The sequence below is a fragment of the Enterococcus gallinarum NBRC 100675 genome (assembly GCF_001544275.1).
GTDB lineage: Bacteria > Bacillota > Bacilli > Lactobacillales > Enterococcaceae > Enterococcus_D > Enterococcus_D gallinarum.
Map to the genome: position 1 here is coordinate 85,895 of NZ_BCQE01000007.1, position 19,552 is coordinate 105,446.

17 protein-coding genes are annotated in these 19,552 nt (G+C 38.2%); 3 read left to right on the forward strand and 14 right to left on the reverse strand.

Going from position 1 to position 19,552, the window contains the following annotated elements; genetic code table 11:
* Positions 1-2 precede the first annotated feature (2 nt).
* Both EG2_RS05355 and EG2_RS05360 read right to left on the reverse strand, forming a co-directional pair.
* Positions 3-1,925, reverse strand: coding sequence for a BglG family transcription antiterminator (locus EG2_RS05355; protein WP_060813837.1), 1,923 nt, complete (start codon positions 1,923-1,925; stop codon positions 3-5).
* Positions 1,926-2,271: 346 nt separating this feature from the next.
* Positions 2,272-2,835 (reverse strand): LOG family protein, encoded by a 564-nt coding sequence (locus EG2_RS05360; RefSeq protein WP_060813838.1) that lies wholly within the window; start codon positions 2,833-2,835, stop codon positions 2,272-2,274.
* 70 nt (positions 2,836-2,905) lie between these two features.
* Here EG2_RS05360 and EG2_RS05365 point away from each other — a divergent pair, with 70 nt between their 5' ends.
* The gene (locus EG2_RS05365) at positions 2,906-3,229 is read left to right on the forward strand and encodes a MazG nucleotide pyrophosphohydrolase domain-containing protein (protein ID WP_060813839.1); all 324 of its coding nucleotides are present in this window, start codon (positions 2,906-2,908) and stop codon (positions 3,227-3,229) included.
* A gap of 351 nt (positions 3,230-3,580) precedes the next feature.
* Here EG2_RS05365 and EG2_RS05370 read toward each other — a convergent pair whose 3' ends face one another.
* The 10 genes from EG2_RS05370 to EG2_RS05410 all read right to left on the reverse strand — a co-directional run bounded on the left by EG2_RS05370 (position 3,581) and on the right by EG2_RS05410 (position 13,075).
* Positions 3,581-4,636 carry an SIS domain-containing protein gene (locus EG2_RS05370; protein WP_060813840.1) on the reverse strand — a complete coding sequence of 352 codons (1,056 nt, stop codon included), beginning with the start codon at positions 4,634-4,636 and terminating at the stop codon, positions 3,581-3,583.
* A 16-nt stretch (positions 4,637-4,652) separates the two neighbouring features.
* Positions 4,653-5,450, reverse strand: coding sequence for a PTS system mannose/fructose/sorbose family transporter subunit IID (locus EG2_RS05375; RefSeq protein ID WP_060813841.1), 798 nt, complete (start codon positions 5,448-5,450; stop codon positions 4,653-4,655).
* Positions 5,443-6,228, reverse strand: coding sequence for a PTS mannose/fructose/sorbose/N-acetylgalactosamine transporter subunit IIC (locus EG2_RS05380; protein ID WP_003125499.1), 786 nt, complete (start codon positions 6,226-6,228; stop codon positions 5,443-5,445). The genes EG2_RS05375 and EG2_RS05380 overlap by 8 nt, the downstream gene beginning before the upstream one ends.
* Before the next feature lie 18 nt (positions 6,229-6,246).
* Positions 6,247-6,729 (reverse strand): PTS sugar transporter subunit IIB, encoded by a 483-nt coding sequence (locus tag EG2_RS05385; RefSeq protein ID WP_060813842.1) that lies wholly within the window; start codon positions 6,727-6,729, stop codon positions 6,247-6,249.
* A complete protein-coding gene (locus tag EG2_RS05390) occupies positions 6,704-7,144 on the reverse strand; it encodes a PTS sugar transporter subunit IIA (RefSeq protein ID WP_060813843.1) in 441 nt (146 codons plus the stop codon). Before EG2_RS05390 ends, EG2_RS05385 begins: the two co-directional genes overlap by 26 nt.
* 79 nt (positions 7,145-7,223) lie before the next feature.
* On the reverse strand, positions 7,224-9,008 hold the full coding sequence (locus EG2_RS05395; protein ID WP_249024270.1) for a PRD domain-containing protein: 1,785 nt from the start codon (positions 9,006-9,008) through the stop codon (positions 7,224-7,226).
* A 17-nt stretch (positions 9,009-9,025) separates the two neighbouring features.
* The gene (locus EG2_RS19490; protein ID WP_249024269.1) at positions 9,026-9,949 is read right to left on the reverse strand and encodes a sigma 54-interacting transcriptional regulator; all 924 of its coding nucleotides are present in this window, start codon (positions 9,947-9,949) and stop codon (positions 9,026-9,028) included.
* Positions 9,950-10,259: 310 nt separating this feature from the next.
* A complete protein-coding gene (locus EG2_RS05400) occupies positions 10,260-11,021 on the reverse strand; it encodes a formate/nitrite transporter family protein (RefSeq protein WP_005470423.1) in 762 nt (253 codons plus the stop codon).
* A gap of 285 nt (positions 11,022-11,306) precedes the next feature.
* Positions 11,307-11,672, reverse strand: a complete 366-nt coding sequence (locus EG2_RS05405) for a RidA family protein (protein ID WP_060813844.1) — start codon at positions 11,670-11,672, stop codon at positions 11,307-11,309.
* A 539-nt stretch (positions 11,673-12,211) separates the two neighbouring features.
* On the reverse strand, positions 12,212-13,075 hold the full coding sequence (locus EG2_RS05410) for a helix-turn-helix domain-containing protein (protein WP_060813845.1): 864 nt from the start codon (positions 13,073-13,075) through the stop codon (positions 12,212-12,214).
* 386 nt (positions 13,076-13,461) lie between these two features.
* On the opposite strand from EG2_RS05410, the gene EG2_RS05415 reads away from it, so the two are divergent.
* Both EG2_RS05415 and EG2_RS05420 read left to right on the forward strand, forming a co-directional pair.
* Positions 13,462-15,762, forward strand: a complete 2,301-nt coding sequence (locus EG2_RS05415; RefSeq protein ID WP_060813846.1) for a class III lanthionine synthetase LanKC N-terminal domain-containing protein — start codon at positions 13,462-13,464, stop codon at positions 15,760-15,762.
* A complete protein-coding gene (locus tag EG2_RS05420) occupies positions 15,759-17,384 on the forward strand; it encodes an ATP-binding cassette domain-containing protein (protein WP_060813847.1) in 1,626 nt (541 codons plus the stop codon). Before EG2_RS05415 ends, EG2_RS05420 begins: the two co-directional genes overlap by 4 nt.
* Before the next feature lie 198 nt (positions 17,385-17,582).
* On the opposite strand, the gene EG2_RS19495 is transcribed toward EG2_RS05420, so the two are convergent.
* Both EG2_RS19495 and EG2_RS05430 read right to left on the reverse strand, forming a co-directional pair.
* Positions 17,583-18,263 (reverse strand): Firmicu-CTERM sorting domain-containing protein, encoded by a 681-nt coding sequence (locus EG2_RS19495; protein WP_249024267.1) that lies wholly within the window; start codon positions 18,261-18,263, stop codon positions 17,583-17,585.
* 110 nt (positions 18,264-18,373) lie between these two features.
* Positions 18,374-19,543, reverse strand: coding sequence for a GGDEF domain-containing protein (locus tag EG2_RS05430; RefSeq protein ID WP_060813848.1), 1,170 nt, complete (start codon positions 19,541-19,543; stop codon positions 18,374-18,376).
* Positions 19,544-19,552: the final 9 nt, after the last annotated feature.

Consider the following 19,552-nt stretch of genomic DNA (forward strand, 5'->3'; position numbering starts at 1 on the left):
TTTCATCCTTCTTTCATTAAACTTTGTATATAAGACTTAAAGTCTTGAAAATTCGTGATTTTGGCTAGTTGATTGTCTAGCGCTTGGTCTTCCATCATTTTGATCATCAATCGACTGATTTCTTTATGCAGATTTAAATGATCTTTCTTGATATTGATCAAGAAAATAACCTTGATTTCTTTTTTACTGTACCAAATTGATTTTCTTAACAAAATGACATCGATGACTTCCCTTATCGCTGCCTGCTCCATAGGATGGGGTCCTGCGATACCATTTTGATAGATGGTATCGATCATTTTTTCTCTCTCAAGAACACTGTGCTTAAATCCCTGCTCGGCCCACCCATCTTCTAAACGAGACGCTTCACTTTCTAGCAATTGCAAATAATCTTCTGATTCCGTATCAATTTGAAACCACTGAGGATCAAATAAACTGAGAATAAACTGGTGTACATCAAATACTTTATTTTCCGATTCCCGCAATAGGCTTAAATCTTTTTCGATTTTATTGATTTCTGCCCGATTTAAAATCGTTTTTGTGTAGATGATAGGGATAGCAAACTGTTCCTGATCCAGAGGAACAGTGGAAATCAGTAAGTCAAAACTTTTATCAATCTGATCAACTTCGTTCAAAGCAAATGTGGTGACTTCAGCATTGCTGAAAAACCGCTCTAAATTAACTTTCAATAAATAAGAAGCACCGCCACCAGTAGAACAAATGACAGCTATTTTTTTATAATCATCGATTAACTGATTCGCCTGCTTCTCAAGACTAGCTGCGAAATAGATAGCAATGTAGCCTATCTCATCTTTGCTGATATCTGCGTCCAAGTCTTTGTTTAATTCACTGATGAACACCATCGCAACGTTGAATACATTGGCATATTGCGTATAAATGTCATCAATGATCGGATTATCTAGTTGATGTCCGGTGTACAGTCTTTGAAGTAATGGAGCGACATGCATCAACAGGGCATTACCTAATTCTTGATCTGTTCTAAACTGTGTATGGTAACGTAAATCGACAAGCTCTAGTGTTTTTTCAATTGCTTGTTTCAATTGCTGATTACTGGTTCGATCATCAAGAACCGAAAATTTTCCTCTCAGTTGCTCATGCAAATAATTTTTTTCCATAGTAGAAAAAGTAATGGGATAAGCCGTTTCCAAATAGGAGACCAAATCTTCTGTTAAAAGGTCATACTTATCGATTGCTGTCCTTACGGTTCGTTCGTCATTCGTTAAAGTGTTATTCTGTGTGATTCGAAAAACAAGCAATCGAATATGCTGGATGATATTCTCAAAAACAATATCGCTCGCTTTAAGTTGATGCTGTTGCAACTTTTCTGACAAACAGGAACGTAGCTCCTCTTCATCAAAAACGAAGTGAAAAGCTTTATATCGTTCCGTCAGGACAGGTGTATGGATAATGTTGCGAATTAAATAAAGAATTGCTTGTCTTTTCTTCTCTTCAGTCCCGACAATCTTCAAACCATAATGTGCTTTGCTGAATAAAGTTAATCCGTAGTCCTTGCAAAACAATTCGACTTGTTTGATATCTGCTTTAACTGTTGAAAGACTTACCTCTAACCATTCTGAAATCTGCTGCATCGTAATGTATTCTTCATGAAACAGCAGGAGAAGTTCGATATTCTTAATTCGTTCTTTCGGGTTCCCGTTATCGATCTTTTCTTGACGTTTTGCATGAGATAAAAACCTTAGAAACTTTGTTTTATCAGAAATTTCCAGCTGATAGCCTGCCGAACGAATCCGCTCTATTGAAAATCCTTCTGTTCGTCCGATATCTCTTAACCACTTGATATCATTAGCCAAGGTCCGCTCAGAAATCTGAAATTCAGCGGCCAATGCCTTGGGAGCAATTGCTTGCTTCTTTGCATATAAGTATTCAACAATTTTTTCTTGTCGCATAATTTTCTCCCGCCTTCACATAAACTATACAATGTAAGCCCTTTACTTAAAATGGCAACTTTTTCCGATAAATAATGCAAGAATAATCTGATTCAAAAGAATAACCACTTCCTTCTGCGAGCAAACGATTCGGCTTATATAACCGGGATCGATCGATATTTTTCTGAACACTGCTGATCCTGCATCATTTCAGCTGTTAGCCTCATTCAACTACTCCATTCGCGTCCTAAAAAAGATAACTAATATACAAAAACAAGCCAAAAGCCTCGTTACAAAGCTGTTGGCTTGTTCAATACAGAACCATTATTGATCGAATCGATTCTTCTATTTTTGATCAAGTATACTTCTATTTATATACCCTAATTGCAGGAGGCACAAAATCAGTGACAAAAGAATCGATTTCATCAAGGGAGGTTGCGAAAAGAATTTTGTCGAAGTCTTCTTGGGTCAAGAACCCTTCTGTTACCATTGCCTGATATTGTTGTTTCAATGGATCAAAAAAGCCATTGAAGTTAATCAATACACACGGATTCGCATGTTGCCCGATCCTGCCCCAAGAGATGACTTCTGTAATTTCCTCAATGGTTCCCGGCCCTCCTGGCAATGCCACATATAAGTCAGCCAGTTCGATCATTTTTTGTTTTCTTTCATGCATATTCGAAACAACGATCAGTGACGTAAGATTCTCTTTTGCTAATTCTCGGGCCACCAAGAATTCTGGTATGATACCTGTTACTTCACAATTTTCTTCAATAGCGGTTTCGGCAATTATCCCCATCAATCCCGCATTACCGCCTCCATAGACAAGGTTATACTGATTTTCTCCTAGCCATTTACCTAATTCTTTAGTGATTTGCTTGTATTCTTCTGAACTTCCGATACTTGCTCCACAATAGACTGCGACATTCATTCCCAAATGATCCCCTTTCGATCTGATTGCACTTCATGTTATTATAGTCGAGAAATAAGGAGGGCTCAATATGAAAATCAATGAATACAACTCATGGGTGATCGACTTTTATAAAAAACGGAACTGGTATCAATATGATTCTTTTATTCGTGTTGGATTTCTTACGGAAGAAGTAGGAGAACTATCCCGGGCCATCCGCGGCGTCGAAATTGGTAGAGATAGGCCCGATGAGTCTGCAAAAGATCAAGCATACTATCGAGAAAATTTAATGGAAGAACTTGGTGATGTCTTTGACAACGTATTGATTCTCGCAGATAAATACGATATTGCTCTCGAAGACATTATGAGTCATCATAAAGCAAAACTGGAAGAGCGATTTAAAGAGGAAGGATAGCCTAGCTGCTAACTATCAGTTGCTAACTATCACTTATAATTCTTTCTCCTACGCGTTATCTTACGTTAACCTAAGTTGTGCGCCCATTTGATCACCTGTCATTGTCAATGAGTTAGCTAGGAGAAAAATATTGTCAGATTTTCTAGTCTACTTGAAGCAAAAAAAAGGGACTGTGTCATAAGTCTCCTACAAGTAACACTAGCCGAACATTAATTATTATTGCTCCTGCGGTGCAGGGACTCCTCGTCGCAAAAGTCAGAGGAATCTATCCTAGCAACAGACTATTATTCGGTTTAACTTGTTGGATGATGACTTATGTCACAGTCCCGTATTATAAATCATTATTACAGATCAACGATTGAATTTTTTGCTGCCTAATTTCATATGAAATTGCGGATCTTTTGGTGTGGAAGGATCGACACCTCGCAAATGAGGAATTTCTCCACAGATCAATTGCAATAAGACAATGAAATTGAAAGTCATAAACTCTGGATCGGTGGTCACAGGTAAGACCAGATCTGCTGCGTCTGACTCATAAGTCGTAATCAGAAAAATAGTATCCGACCATTCGGACAATACTTCTTTCATTTTCTCAGACCTTGGCTCATCGCCGTTGTCTAAAATAAAGACCATCGAATCTTCGTTGATCGCATTATAAATGCCATGAATAAACTCTTCAAATTCATATCCACTTACCGGACAACGCATCGTCTCCAACAACTTCAGGGCACTTTCTAAAACATCTCCATAAATAGCTGCCGGACCAGTCACACGGATTTCTTTTGCAGTGACTAATCGTTCCTGATTTGCACAAATCCATTTTAATGAAGTCTCATAAACAGCTTGGAACTGTCCAGCAGCAGTTTTCACTCCTTGGATCTGTTGTTCAAATGTCTCTTCAGAAATCGTTCCTTGCTCAAGTCCCAGATAGAGAGCAAGTAATAATAGATTCAGCTTTGTACAATAAAAGCCCTTTGTTTTTGCTCCTGCTTTCTCAGGTCCACAATGGACAGTCAGAACAAAATCAGCCATTTCATCAATAAAGGCTTGTTCTTCTCCTGCCATGGAAGCAGTGATACAACCTTTGCTTTTCGCTAGTTTCATAGCGTTGTAGGTGGAAAAAGAGCTACCTCCTTGAGAGATTCCGACAACTAATGTCTGTTCATTATCACTCAGGAAAGTCTCTTCAGTGATCGTGAAAGGATAGACCGCTCTTACTTCAAGTTGTAATAGTTTTTGCATTTGCGGAGCCATTTGCAACGCGGAATGATAGCTCGTTCCAGACCCTGTCAAAAAAATCCGATTGATTTTTTCTTTTTTGATACTTGAAAAAAGATGGTCTCCTTTTTCGATGATTTCTAACAATTTACTTGGTGTCTCTTGTAAATACTCTTGAATTGATGCCATTTTTTCTCCTCCAATATTATAGAATGCCAATCAAATGAACAGCGATCCCAAAAATAATAATGCCAATCGTAATCTTAGTAATGCTCGCTTTTTTTAGCAGCTTATAAATACCAAAGGTGAAGGCTAGCGGCAGCATCTTTGGTAATATCTGATCCAGTATATCTTGAACCACGATTTCTGCTCCGCTGATATTCCACTTTAAGGGAGTCGTGATATTCAGCATCGTCGCCACCATACCTCCAACAACACATAATCCAACGATCGTTGCTACTGCCATAATTTTATCCATCAAGCCCTCTTTTTGGATACGGTCCAACGAATTGACTCCCACTTGATAACCCAATTTCAATCCAAGGATCCGAACCAATATATTTGGCAAATTATACAAAACTAAAAACAGCAATGGACCAAAAAGATTGCCATCTTTTGCGATCGATACGCCAATACCAGCAGCAATGATCCGAACAGTTCCCCAGAAGATCGAATCACCGATCCCAGCTAAAGGCCCCATCAGTGATGCTTTGACAGCGTTGATTGATTGGACATCAAAAGCCGGATTGTTAGCATTTTCTTCTTCCATCGCTGCACTGATCCCCATGATCGTTGGTACTACCGCTGGTGTCGTGTTGAAAATTTCCAAGTGGCGTGTGATTGCTGCTGCTTGATCCTCTTTATTTCTATAGAGCTTTTTGATGACTGGCAGCATGGCATACATGTAACCGACATTTTGCATCCGTTCGTAGTTAAACGCACCTTGAAGAGCAAAGGACCGCCAAAATACACTTTTTAGCTGCTTCTTCTCAATCTTATTCAAAATCGATCTCTCCTTCCGTCAAGTTATCTGGGACACTAGGGATAGACTCTTTCTTCTGTTCAATATAGAAGTGCAAGATCACTGCAATACAAGCCCCGATTAAAGCAATCGCAGTAATATTTAGTCCTCCGTAGGCAGCTGCTAAAAAGCCCAAGAAAAAGAAGGGCGCCATTTTCTTTGAAAAAAGCATGTCCAGCAACAAAGCAAATCCGATGGCAGGAAGCAGATTTCCAGCTACAGATAGCCCGTCTAATATGACATTTGGAACAGCTTCGATCATTCCTGTTACCTTATCCGCACCTAATAAAATAGCTAAGAAGGTTGGTAGAAATGTACTTAAAAAGAACAAACCAACTGGAATCCACATACAAAAGGCTAATCCTTTGTAATTTGCTTCTTTCGCATAGCTATCTGCTTTGTGGGTAAAATAAGCATTGATGATCCGAACCAATACGCCTAAAGATTGCGCTAAAACTGCGATCGGTACAGCTAATGCTAAAGCTACTTCAACACCGCTATTAGACAAAATCGCAAATGCTGTTCCTAAAATCCCTCCTGTCACCACATCTGGCGGTGTAGAAGCCCCAATACCGGCAATCCCCATCCAGATCAATTCAAGTTGCGCCCCAATGATGATTCCATTCTTTACATCGCCTAAAACCAACCCCACCAATAAACCGGTAACAAGCGGACGATCAAACATCATCTGACCAAATATTCTGCCATCCAAGATACCGATTCCAGCAATTAACCCTAACATTATTGCTTGAGCAACCATCGTGTAACCCTCCTTCTTCTAAATGTCAAAGTCCGTCAACAATTTCTTTTTATCTCTAGGCAGCATCCGAAATTCTACTTGGACACCGGCATCCTTAATCGTTTTTAAGTTTGCGATATCCTTTTCGTCAACTGCCACTAGATCTGTTAATTTCTTTTTCCCCTCGCCATAACGCAAGCCCCCAACATTCAATGTGGTAATTACCCCACCTGAAGCTTCGACCAATCGGCGAGCATCCTCGGTTGTCTTAACTAAAACTAAGACATTACTCTTTTTTGATGATGCAAATTTTTGAACGATTTCTCCGGATTCCGCTACTCCTCGAATGTATAGAACAACATTGGAAGGTTTCGCCAAATTTAAAGCCATAGATTTCATTTGATCATTTTTGGCATCGTCATTTACCACTAAAATCGTATTGATCCCTAAGGCCGTCGTCCAGCCAAAAGCTACTTGGCCGTGGATCAACCGATCATCAATCCTCACTAAAGATATCGTCATTGTTTTGTCCTCCTTGCTGTTTGATTAGTTGATTAATGTGTAAAATTCCTTTCTTCCCTTCTTCTATTCCACTAAGTACCCAATCCTCAAGAGATAGCTCAACTGTTTCCTCTGAGAGTATGAGAGAAAGTAACATAGGTAAATTGACACCGGTGATTAACTGGAATTCATATCCGTTTAATAAATGATTGGTAAATAGATTTGCCACACTTCCGCCAAATACATCTGTTAGGACGATCAACGTCTGATCTTGATTCTGCTCTAAGTAAGCAATCGTCTCTGCTTCCGCATCATCACTCGATTTTTCTTTGGTCATTGAAAAACAATCGATCTCGATATCTTCACCAGCAATCAATTTCAAACTATCAATAATCCCTTTAGAAAATGTGCCGTGGGTTGCTACTAAATATTTCATTTCTTTTCCTCCTCACTACACTTTTTTATAATGCAAAAAGCGTGCCAACTAGTGACACGCTTCGAAAAGTCCTCATCTATCAGTCAAGAAAAAGGATATTATGGATATAGCAAATTTCTGGCAACGGAATCTGCACACTATAGATTGTTTCCAGCACACTGACTGCATCTTTGATCACTCTGATTTCACGCTGATGAGTAAATACAAATTGTTCAAGATCAGCAAATTCGGTAATTTCTACTTGCCGTATCAAACGCTCTACCATGCAGGAGATATGAACATAAAGACCGATTTTTCGTGGATTCGTCAACTTCAGTGCTAATCGTTCTTCCAGTGTGACAATCAATTCTTCAATAATTGACATGATCTTTTGAGTATCTAAAATAGTTAACGAATCGAGGACTCGAATGAGGGAAAAATTTTTTACCATCCGATCATTCACAATCTTCATGCCATTTTCATCCAAGTCAGCTCCAAAGATCTCTGCCATTTTTTGCGCGTTCTCACCAGAGATAATGTTTTCTAAATAAACAAACTCGGTCTCTGGAATCAGAGGATCATCGGTTCCAATAATGCCTAATAAATTATAGTGTTGAGAAATACTAGCGGGTACCCCGTTGGTTGTTAATTCACTATATTCCATAGGGAAAAACGCTACTTCAAGCAATCCTTCCAAACATTCTGACAACATTTTTTGGATCTGGATCGCTGTACCTATCCCAGTAAAGCAAGTGGTGATTATCGCTTTTTTTTGAGCCTTTTCCGGCTCGAACAGTTGAATGTTCGGTGTGATCGATTCCTTCATCCGCTCTGCAATCTCGGTTAAAGGAGTGCCTTGAAGCATCATATTGCCAATCTCTAATGCCATCAAAGTCCCTAGCTGATCCATACACAAAATTGGAACTGCTACGGTCTTTTTCAATAAATCATAGATCATATTCAACGACCCCATATCAATTAGGATCACTAGTCCTTTGACTGTTCCGTTTTCTCGTACATACTCTTCTACCTTTGTAGAGATGTCATGAATGGAGGCCTCGATTGGCATATCAAAGCTGGTAAATATTGACTCTCCTAGCATGCGATTACACACGTTGGCGATACTGCTAGCGGTTGCGAAGCCATGAGCAATGATCAATCCATCAATGTCTTTGCTCTTTCTTGTATAACGTAGTGTCGAAAAGAACAATGAGAAAAGATTAATGTCTAATGAATCGAACTGAATGTCTAAACGTCGCTCAATTTCAGGAAAAATTTTCTTTAGCGTTTGTCGTTCTTTCCCATAATGCTGTTCGATGTAGGCTTCCAGTAAAAATTCAGAAGGCTGAGGAACGAAAGACGTTCTCAAAATATACTTGTAAATGTAGTGAGACACAAAAAGAACGAAGCTTCCATCATAATGAAAGAACGCCTGATATTCGATTTCCCGAAATAATTCTTGCATCGTTTGATGCACAAACTCTTCCAAAGCAACTGGTTTTTGCTTTGAATCCGTAAAAACTAACCGATCCATAAAGCCAACCACTTGTTGATCGATCAACGTACGCATCTCCGCATCCTCATCATTTTTTCTCAACGAATAAATTTGATTTAATCGATGAATAAACGCATAAAGGTCTTGCCGGCCATCATTTTCGGAAAGCGATTGTTTTTCCCCGTCGAAAACGTAATTAGTTGACTCAGAAAACTGGGTAACGATTTTATTTCGAGGAAGCGTATACATTTGTGCAGGTAGATCCTTGATGGAAACATGGACTTCATCTGAAGTAACATTTTGAGAAATCGCACTGCCGCAAACATACTTAATGGCATTTTCAATTTCACCAATGTTTCCTGAATAAATGGTATGAAGAAAAATATTCATTACCTGCGAGCTGACCACTATTTTCTTTTCAAGCCGTTTGCTTTCAACTTGAAAGAGCTTCTCGATAATTTCTTTTTTTCTAAAATACTGCGTTCACTCAGATTAGGTAAATAGATAGTAATAGGAATTCGACGCAAAAACGTCTGTAAAAAAGCAGTGGTTTTCTCAGTTGTCGCGAAGGCTAATCGGACAGTTGCTTTTCGCTCAGTTGATTCACCGATCCGAGAAAAGGTCCCTTTATCCATGAAAGTAAAAAGTTTCTCCTGTCCTTCCGCATTCAACCGATGGACTTCATCTAGAAATAGTAGACCACCGTTCGCATCTTCTAATAACCCGCGCTTCTTTTCGTAGGCACCAGTGAAGGCACCTTTGGAGTAACCAAATAACAATCCTGACAAGAGCTCTGGATTATTATAATATTGTGCACAATTCAATACTTTAAATGGGGCTGTTTCTGATAGAACTTCTGCTTTGACCATATATTCATACATGATTTGCACGAAATAACTTTTTCCGATGCCTGTATCCCCCATTACCATAACAGGAAGACCATTATTTGGATAAAATACAGCTGTCTTCAATTGTTCAATGGGTTCTGCCAAACTTTTATCGTAACCGATCACTTTTTCAAATACACGATTAATAGGTACTTTCTCAATTTTGTCGGTTAACTCTTTTACTGAATTTAGAACTTCAGATACTTCGATAGCGAACTTTTCTTGATAACCCCCTCGATTGCCAAACAAGACGGGCCGTGTATTGATTTTAAAAAAAATACCTTGATCAACAAAACGATTGGCCAATCGACTCGCTTGTGTTCGACTAAAGGAGAGTTGAGATTCAATATCGGCTGTTGTAAACAGTCCCGATTCAACCGCTTCTTTAGTAGCACGATTCGCTAATTCTCGGCTCCATGTAGTTACTTCTATTTCAACATTCATTTCTACACCTCTTTCTTTGCCCTCGAAATAACAAATGTTAAAAAAGAGTATACCACGGAAAAATTTCTTTTAAAGACGAAATTAAATCCCATCGGGAATCGCTTTCATTTATTTGTTATTTCATGGCCTGTCCAATGCTTCATACTTTCTGTTTTTATTACTAAACAACTTTGTCACAAAAAAACATCGAAGCTGCCCAAAACGCGCTTCGATGTTCTTTAGTAATTTTATTTTTACAATGAACCAAGTTTCCATATAAAAAGCTCATTATCAACGAACGAATAGGATTGTGTTGTTATTCGAAAACTTCTTAATGATGTTTGTAGCTGGCATAGTAAAAGCCGGATACAAATAGCGCACCTCCGATGATATTCCCAATATAGACAGGAATAAAATTCGCAAAGAATTCCAACCATGTGCCGTGGCCTTCGAAGATCGCTGCTGGAATGACAAAACAATTTGCCACACTATGCTGAAAACCGATGGCAACAAAAATCATGACTGGAAACCAAATCGTCAATACTTTCCCAGCCGCATCTTTCGCACCATAAGACAACCACAATGCTAAACCGACAAACCAGTTACAGCCGATACCAGAACCAATTGCTTGTAACCAAGACGCAGCTATTTTGTGATCAGCAAGGTGAATGATTTGGTCTAAATAAACTCCTGAGCTTGTCAATCCAACAAAGTGACCAAAAAAATACGCCACAAAAATCGCACCGACCATATTAGCTAGGGTAATGATCAGCCAGTTTTTCACTAGTTGCAGAAACGTGACTTTCTTGTCCATAAAAGCAATCGCTACCGCCATCATATTCCCTGTGATCAATTCACCGCCCCCAAGCAGGATGACGATCAATCCGATTGGAAAAACCGCTGCTCCAACTAGACTGGTGAGACTTGAAAGTGATTCTGGAATAGAGGCAGAGACTCTAACATAGGCTAAATAGCCAAGAGAGATCATAGCCCCTCCGATGAATCCTAAAATCAGTTTCGCAATGATCGGTTTTTGTACTTTTTTGGTGCCTAGATGAATACTAATGTCCATAATTTCTTCTGGTGTGTGCATAACTCTTTGATCCCTACTTTTCCAATAGATTTTCTGGTAAAAAACAATAGTGATTTCTTTCACATTTCCATCAACGATTATAACACCATCGTTTTTGATTTTGCATTGTTATTGTAAAAAAATTCACGAAATTTTCATCAGATTCTATTAAAAAATCCCCGGTTAAATCAACGTCCGTTGTTTACCGAGGAATTCGTTTGTTTTTGATCTGGGGAAGCTCTCTAGAAGCAAATCCCCTTCTTGAGTTGAATATCTTAGAATTGAATGACTAATTCAGCTCTTTGATTATTCAAAGTCCTTTCCTTTAAATGCGATGGCATCCACTTGAAACAAGATGCCTACCTCACCACGGTGCGCAAAAGAAGTCTGAATAGACTTTCTGACGGGGTATTGTCCATTAAATTTTTCTTTGATGATTTTTTCCATTATCGGAATATCAAAGATATCTTTGAAAAGAGCGTCCATTTGGACCACGTCTGCCAACGTAAGTCCCGCTAGTTTCAGCCGTTCTTCCAAGTGATCGAAAGTACCGATTATTTGTTGTTCGACCGATTGTCCGATATTTCCGACACAATAGCCAACAAAGACTAAATTCCCAGCCTCAATCACTCCTGAATTTGCCCAATCTCGGTTAATGTCATAGCGCTTCATTTAACTCGCCTCCTAAATAATCCATTCATTTACTATTTACCAAAAAGTTGCCATTGGTTCCACGGTAAGAACAGATAAAATCGTTCTTTTTGGTTTCACACATCGGAACATTCTAACTCATTCAACGCCTCCTCTGCTTTTTCTGCTCCTTTAATTATTGCCTATTTCTTAGAAAATGAGACGACATGTTTAATGTTAAAAAATAAAGGTTGCGTCTTGTTCCCTTATCTTCAACAGTGAATCAAAACAGCGATTCGAAACACATGGTACATATCGCTGTTCATTCGATAGCTCTTTTCTCTAATAGCTTTGATTCTTTTAGAAAATAGTCTCCAACCAAGCACTAGAAAAGCAGAGTTGCGTCTCCGCTTTTCATCCCCACGAATGATTCAGCAGGCAAACAAAAATGCTAGTTGATTCCTCAATCAACTAGCACTATGGGAAATGAAGACAGCCACCGCTTCATGATCCATAAAATGAAAACGTTAGATAGTGGTCAACGTCTTTTTGCTCACTAGACCCTCCTTTAAGCAGCCTGCTTACGAAGATATATCGAGAATTTTCCTAAAAGCCATCGACTGGATGATCTTACTGAGAATGGTATAAGTTTGTCGATCATTCTTTCTGAGCAAGCTTAAGATATTCGTTACTTGTTCGCGATCTTCTGCTAGAAAAGCTTTAAAAAAAGTAAAGTAGAGTTGCGTGGTCAGAGAGAAGGTTGAATCAGTAAACGATTCCGTCAATTTTTTATCTAAGAGTGATGCCTTCTCTAACTCATTATTTGTAATCAAGAATTGAATCATATTGACATACAATGCGCCGATTAGTCGATCAATCAACTCTGGGTAAAGTGACCACCAAGTGATTGCGGCAGCAATCGCTTTTGAGAGCAATGGCTCAATTCGTTCTTCCTCATCAAAAAAGATAAAAAAAGTTGTAATGAACAATTCCAGTTCCATCATTGAAAAACTCTCAAGACGTGTGAAATATTCTCTTAAAGTCACTAAAGGCCAGTGATCGATGGTCGGTTTTAGTGACCAAGCCAAAGCATATGCTGCAGAGCTGATCAACCGATCTGAGCTTATCTCTGACGTTTTATTGTCCCTATAGATCACTAATAACTTATCGACAGAATGCAGATTGAAGTCATAGTAAATATCAATGACGTCTCTAATCGTGATTCGTTTAGTTGCAGGATTCTCCTTATCATAAAGGAAAAAAAATTCTGGTTCACTCATATTCATATTTTCTAAGATACGCTTGAATTTAAATGCTTCGATCGCATACTCTCCTGCTTCAAATTTTGCATAAAAGCTGCGGGAAGCAACACCCGAATAAACTTCTTTTTGAGTGTAGTGTTTCGACATTCTGATTTTTTTGATCAATGGTCCATACGCCTTCATCTGACCGCTCCTTTTCACGTATAGTATACTACACATTTTTAAAAACAGGGGAACATTTACCGATGATATAGTAACGGTAACAAATGGAAAGGTGGTGTTCAGATGAATACAGTATTAAATTTGCAAGCATTTAAAGAAGATTCTACCGTTTCTCCAAATTCAATCTTTACGTTTAAATGTCAAATCTCACTAAAAGTACCAGCAACAAAATAAATGCGATTAAAAAAGAATAGAATACTCCCCCCTTTGTCATTCTATTCTTTTTTAATTAGATACAAAGAGATGTCAAAGTCCCCCTTGCTTAGGTTTGAACCTTGTCGAGCAAAAGGGAAATAAAGCTAGTTTTTCAAAAAAATGAATCAATACGTCAAGAAAAGAGGGAATCAATGGATTTCATCAATACATTCCACTTCATCTATCCTGATCTAAAAAATACATATACAGATCAAGTATTTACTTATTTAAACATTAACCAGAACGTTCCCAAGCAAGGATGGAAAATTCATATTTCTGCTACTTATACTAATTATTTTTTGATACTGAGTGAATGTATCTCATGCTGCATCGAAAATGATGTAGATATGAAATTTTTGAAGAATCTTGATCAGTTTACAAACAACCTTTCTAAAAGTACCCCTAGAGCCTATTCAGGAAAGTTCATCACAATCTATCCCTCAACTTTAGAGAAGTTTGTTGTGATGTGCGAAAAGTTATATACCCGATTAAATGATTTTCAAGGACCGTACATTCTTTCAGACAAGAGATATAAAGATTGTAAAGTCCTATACTACAGGTATGGACGTTGTCGAGCAGACGAAAATGAATCGGAGACAGAAAGAAAGCAATTAATTTGTCCCGATGGCTCTATTATCGAAGACAAACGGTTGCCTTATTATTCTCAGCCGCCTTTTGTACAAGATCCTTTTCGTGATAGTTCACAACAAGAGAACCTATCTGCATTGCTGAACAATAGATACAAAGTAGAAACAGCTGTTCATTACTCCAATACCGGCGGTGTATATTTAGGAACGGATACTGTCGACAATCGAAAGGTGATTATTAAAGAAGCGCGCCCCTATATCGAATCCTCTTCATCAGGCGATTGCATTGACATGCGCAAGAAAGAAATTGCCTTCTTTAACCTCTTTCCGCAGTATTGCCCAAAGGTTTATGACAGCTTTTACGAGTGGGAGCATTATTTTACGGTAGTTGAATTTATTGAAGGGCCCACCCTCTCTGAGTTCTCAGATCGAGTAGTTGAAGAAGTGTATTTCGACGATCTTACTGGCAGCTATCGCCAGGATGTTCAAAAGATAATCATCGAGTTAATGAGAATGATAGTAGCGATTCATAAATTTGGAATCACGATTCATGACATTTCCAATACTAATATTATGTTACGAGACGGACAGCCAGTAATCATAGATTTTGAAGGTGGAAGCTTTGCTTTTGAACAATACGATTACATCGTAAAGACTCCTGGTTTTGATAATGGGGATCATTCCATCGACAGAATGAAGCGAGATTATGTTTCCTTAGGGCTCCTGATTATTAACCTTTTCATCGGAACAAACCAACTGGCGCAATTGGACCAGCAAGCAGCGCTGGAGACATTTTATCTTTTTTCTTGTCATTATCAGCTAGATCCTCGTTATTATTCACTGATCAGCGATTTACTATTGAGACCTAATTCGACGAACCTTGAAATCCAGCTCAATCTTATGTGCACCCACACATTTGAAGCCGCCTCATTAGCGTATAACGAAATAAAAGAAAATCTATTAACTGATGATCTTTCCAACGTGGATAAGAATGCAGTTCATTTGATCGACTCAAAAAGCAGTTCGGTTGATTTAACAGACTTATCAAACGAAAAAGAACTATTCATTTTGGCTTATCTCAGTTATTTAATGGACAATCAAAAAACAACTTTTACAAATAACGTAGATTTCTCTTTTGAAAAAATAGGACATGTAAATAAAACTGGATTGGCTGATTATGCTCACTTGATTATTCTTGTTTTGGTTATGAGTCCCGCACAAACGATCAATCGATTGAAACCTATGATTCACCTCTGGATACAAAAATTAATCGGTTCTCAGAATCAAGATGGCAGCTTTATTTCAGAAATTGACGGGGTTGAGGGAGAGGGGCTTCTTGATGGTGCAGCAATGATCGTCTGTTCATTGGTTGAAGCTTATCGTTTTTTTCATGATGAAAGAATACTCCAGAGTCTTACTGATTGGCTGAACTATACAGAAAAATTTGGCAAGACACATTTCCCGCAAATCAGTAAAAGAAATGCGAATAAATCACCTTATTTGGCAAATGGTAAAGCCGGTATGCTACTGGCAAAATGGTATGTTTTGCGAAGTGGATTAGGGACAGAAGCCATGAAAAATGAAACCTTTGAGCAAATAAAAGAACTGCCACTGGTTTCTTCAAATGTCAGCTTTGGATACGGTATTAGTGGTATCGCCTATTTGAAAGTTCTTACAAATAATCTCAAAAGAAACGATTACAACTCTCTATTAACGAATCTACTATCCTACAAGGTCAATTTCAAAGGGAAGAATCGATACCCGGACTGCACCAATTCAAGAATAGTAGCGAGATTTCTCACAGGAGAAATCGGCGTCTTATTCTTAGTGGATTGTATCCGACAGAGATTGGAGGATCATCAGTGAAAACACTCTATAAACATTATAAACGCAATATTCTTAAAATGCTGTTGCTGTCAGGCCTCTTATCCTTTTTGCGTGTTCTGCCAAGTTATCTACTGGCTTTTGCCACTAATGCTATTTTTGCTAGAAATATCAGCCAATTTCTTTTTTGGGATCTAGTGATTCTCATTCTTTGGCTGATATATGTCTGCTCAAACTATTTATTTTCAGTTTATCAGGAGAAAGAACTACAAAAAATCAGTCTTTCATTGCGAAAACGTGAAGCTGACTCTATCAAGACAGTCCCATTAGCAGACTTCAATCAAATCACGGCTGATGGCTATGTGTCGAAGCTGACAAATGATATCACACAAATCGAAACGCAGGGCGTGATGAGTTTATATCGTCTTTTTTCTAACGGATGGTTGATTTTGTTTTCAATTGTTGCATTGGCCCTTTTTAATCTTTGGCTGGTTGTTTTGGTCCTTGGTTTAACGGGATTGATCCTTTATATCCCTAATAAATTCGGGACAGTCCTTGTGGCGCTTGGACAAAAGTTATCTATTAGTAATTCCTCTTATACAAAAAGGATTGCTAATATCTTAAAAGGTTACAACGTTTTCCGTTACAATAATAGGCTGGCAGAAATTCCAAAAAAGATCACCGAATACGCTCAAGACCTTTCTGAAAATAAAGTTGCCATTGCAAAAACAAATCACAAGATTATGAACCTCATTGCTTTTTCTAGTTTATTGAGTCAAGTAGTCGTAGATATTGTGACAGGCTTTCTGGCAATTATCGGACAAACGACGATTGGAGCTATTAGTTCCAGTGGCAATTTAGCAGCAAACATCTTTAACTCTGTATCGTTGGTAGGTCAATCGGCCATGGAACTAAGATCCATAGAGCCCGTCATAGAAACATTTTTTATTGATAAGCCAATCGTCCGTGCCACTAAAAAAACCTACAACGAATTCACTGATTGTATACGAATCGAAAATTTATCTTTCGGCTATGATACAAATCTCCCGATCCTAGAAAATTTCAATTTGGACATAAAAAAGGGGGGCAAATATCTCCTCACAGGTGATAGTGGCAGTGGAAAAAGCACTTTATTAAAAATCTTGATTGGTGATTTGGAAGATTATTCAGGTAAAATAATGGTGGATGGTCACCAGTTGAAAGATGTGGATAGCCACTCTTTTATTCAATATATCGACCAGGACAATTATTTGTTCAACACCTCTTATAAAGAAAATGTCGCTCTTTGGAACAACTACGCAAAGACAGAAATAGCCGAAGCATTGAATAAAGCCGCGGCAGATTTTGTAGATGATATTGACAAAGTAGTTGAAAACAACGGTACCAATCTTTCCGGTGGACAAAAACAGCGTATTGGTTTAGCCAGAGCCTTTATCCAAAAAAAATCAGTCATCCTCTTTGATGAAGGAACCTCTTCATTAGATAAAAAGAATACGTTGCTCATTGAGAATCTCCTTTTGGAAGACAACGAGTTGACGGTTGTGATGGTCAGTCATCATCCACTGGAAGAAAACATTCATAAATTTGATCAAATTATTTCTATCAGCGCCCCTTTAGCATCGGAAAATCAACTGATTGCAGTGTCGAATGCTAGTCGTTCATGAACCGTGGAGCAAAAAATTCTCATCACTAAGTTACTACAAAAAATGACCAAGTCAGGATAGATGTTCTATTCTAGCCTGACTTGGTCTTAAATTGATAACTAAGTTGAATTACTCAAATGCCTTCCCCAAACAAAAGCTCCTACACCCAAAGAAAGATTGGTTTGAAACCAAAACCTAGGAACAAAATAAAAGCTTTGTCTAAAGAGAACTTTGCGGCTTCGCTGATCTCCCTCTAAGGTTCCAAAAAGAATACCCTGCAATCACAACGGCAATTCCGGCAAGGATCCAAGGCCCGGTGCTTCCTCCTGTGACAGTGATAGTTTGTTCCCCTAGATTGCCGTTGCTGTAAGTGATCGTTTGACTGCTGGTTGCTTCTACTTTCAGCTGTTCAAAAGGAATCGCAACTTCTACTTCATCTGAGTAAGAAGTGTCACTGAAATCCGTTTTTACACGCGTAAGTTTCCCGGGGATCGTTACATTAACGGAATTATCCTCTGCCCAAAAATTGACTTGCACGTCTTTGGTTTGACCAATAACGGATAAGTCTTCACTAGGAAATGTATTGTTGAATGTCATCCAGAAGACTTTGTTACCGATCGTTAACTTATGCCCACTTGGTTGCAAATTATGATAGTTGTGGCCTTTTGGTGCCATGTTCAAATAAAAATATAGATTTACTTCATCGGTAACTAGACTGGCATATTTGATATTCTGGCCATTCTCATACGAAAAAGACAATTCTGTCATCGGTAAACTTGACCAATCACTGAATGCACCATCAATGACGATCCCATATTTATTGTCCGCATGGGCATTGATTGGTATAAAGACACTTACTACAGCTAAGATACTTAGAATCAATGAATAATATTTTCTCATTTTTTTGCTCCTTCTAACTTTCTTCAAGCTGGCGAAAAGCCGCCTAAAGAAACGAACATCGTTCATTTTTGATTTTCATTCTCGTGCATCTAAAAAAGAAAGTTTATTCCCTAAGAAATATGTTTGATCTTTCCTTCCATAAAAATGGCATTACGCCCTTCTCTTTTTGCGATATACAAATACTTGTCTGCTCGTTTATATAGATCTTCTTTATCGGTGTCCGTTTTTCGACAGCGGGAAACGCCGGCCGAAATCGTAACTCGAACTTCTTCCCCATGTATATTCAAAGAAAAATTACCTACTCTTTTACTAATCGTTTCTAAAATCTCTGTAATATCATGTTGGCTTTTTTCTTGAAACAAAATCCCAAACTCTTCTCCGCCAATACGAAAGACTTGGCTTTCAAGCTGGTACTGAAAAAGGGTTTGACTAATGATTTTAGCTACGTTTTTTATAATGATATCCCCGATATCATGGCCATAATCATCGTTGATCCGTTTAAAGTAATCAATGTCGACCATAGCAAAAACTAAATTTTCCTTGGTATGAGAAAGTTCAAAGCGTTGGCTAAATTCCCGGTCAAAACTTAACCGATTCCCGATTCCTGTTAAAAAATCGGTTCGTGCTTCAAGAGATAAGTTATCGAATTTCGTCAGCTGCCTTCGCACCAACTTATTGATCATACGAACCATGATCATCAGCATGACAAAATTTAATAAGAAGAAAAGATAGCCGGCAAATCTAAAATCTAATGCCGGATACATCTTTAACCCCCAGGATGCACCATAAAATAATGTCAGCAAGAAGTAGACACCGATATTATTCAGATTTTTGTCTTTTAGCTGTAAGACTATCCGACAACAAGTGTAAATCAGCACAATGGTGATGATTGCTATGAAATAGTTCTGAATCGTCTGGTATTCCCCTTGGCACATATAATAAAAGGTGATGGCAACAGATACGAACACATTGAAGTGCAGCATCATGGTTCCTTTGAGCATATGCAAAAAATAAAAAAGAACGATCAATTGTAGATCCATATTTTGAATAAGTGTGGTATAGCGATCTTGCAGAAGATTTTCCGATAACACGGGCACCCCTTGCAAAATCGCTAAACTGATAATCATAATACCAATCCAAGCAACTTTTCTAAGAACAGCTTTCGTTTTCAAAAAAATAGATTCTTTCATCGATAAATAAATCAAGTAGTCAAGGAATACAACACCTAAAACAACAATTAAACGAACGACTGTATAATATATCCATAAAATGATATCCATCAAACACAG

Coding starts and splice junctions, on each gene's coding strand:
- EG2_RS05355 (WP_060813837.1), bottom strand. CDS start 1,925: ATGCGACAAGAAAAAATTGTTGAATACTTATATGCAAAGAAGCAAGCA.
- EG2_RS05360 (WP_060813838.1), bottom strand. CDS start 2,835: ATGAATGTCGCAGTCTATTGTGGAGCAAGTATCGGAAGTTCAGAAGAA.
- EG2_RS05365 (WP_060813839.1), top strand. CDS start 2,906: ATGAAAATCAATGAATACAACTCATGGGTGATCGACTTTTATAAAAAA.
- EG2_RS05370 (WP_060813840.1), bottom strand. CDS start 4,636: ATGGCATCAATTCAAGAGTATTTACAAGAGACACCAAGTAAATTGTTA.
- EG2_RS05380 (WP_003125499.1), bottom strand. CDS start 6,228: ATGGTTGCTCAAGCAATAATGTTAGGGTTAATTGCTGGAATCGGTATC.
- EG2_RS05385 (WP_060813842.1), bottom strand. CDS start 6,729: ATGACGATATCTTTAGTGAGGATTGATGATCGGTTGATCCACGGCCAA.
- EG2_RS05390 (WP_060813843.1), bottom strand. CDS start 7,144: ATGAAATATTTAGTAGCAACCCACGGCACATTTTCTAAAGGGATTATT.
- EG2_RS05395 (WP_249024270.1), bottom strand. CDS start 9,008: ATGAATATTTTTCTTCATACCATTTATTCAGGAAACATTGGTGAAATT.
- EG2_RS19490 (WP_249024269.1), bottom strand. CDS start 9,949: ATGAATGTTGAAATAGAAGTAACTACATGGAGCCGAGAATTAGCGAAT.
- EG2_RS05400 (WP_005470423.1), bottom strand. CDS start 11,021: ATGCACACACCAGAAGAAATTATGGACATTAGTATTCATCTAGGCACC.
- EG2_RS05405 (WP_060813844.1), bottom strand. CDS start 11,672: ATGAAGCGCTATGACATTAACCGAGATTGGGCAAATTCAGGAGTGATT.
- EG2_RS05410 (WP_060813845.1), bottom strand. CDS start 13,075: ATGAAGGCGTATGGACCATTGATCAAAAAAATCAGAATGTCGAAACAC.
- EG2_RS05415 (WP_060813846.1), top strand. CDS start 13,462: ATGGATTTCATCAATACATTCCACTTCATCTATCCTGATCTAAAAAAT.
- EG2_RS19495 (WP_249024267.1), bottom strand. CDS start 18,263: ATGAGAAAATATTATTCATTGATTCTAAGTATCTTAGCTGTAGTAAGT.
- EG2_RS05430 (WP_060813848.1), bottom strand. CDS start 19,543: ATGGATATCATTTTATGGATATATTATACAGTCGTTCGTTTAATTGTT.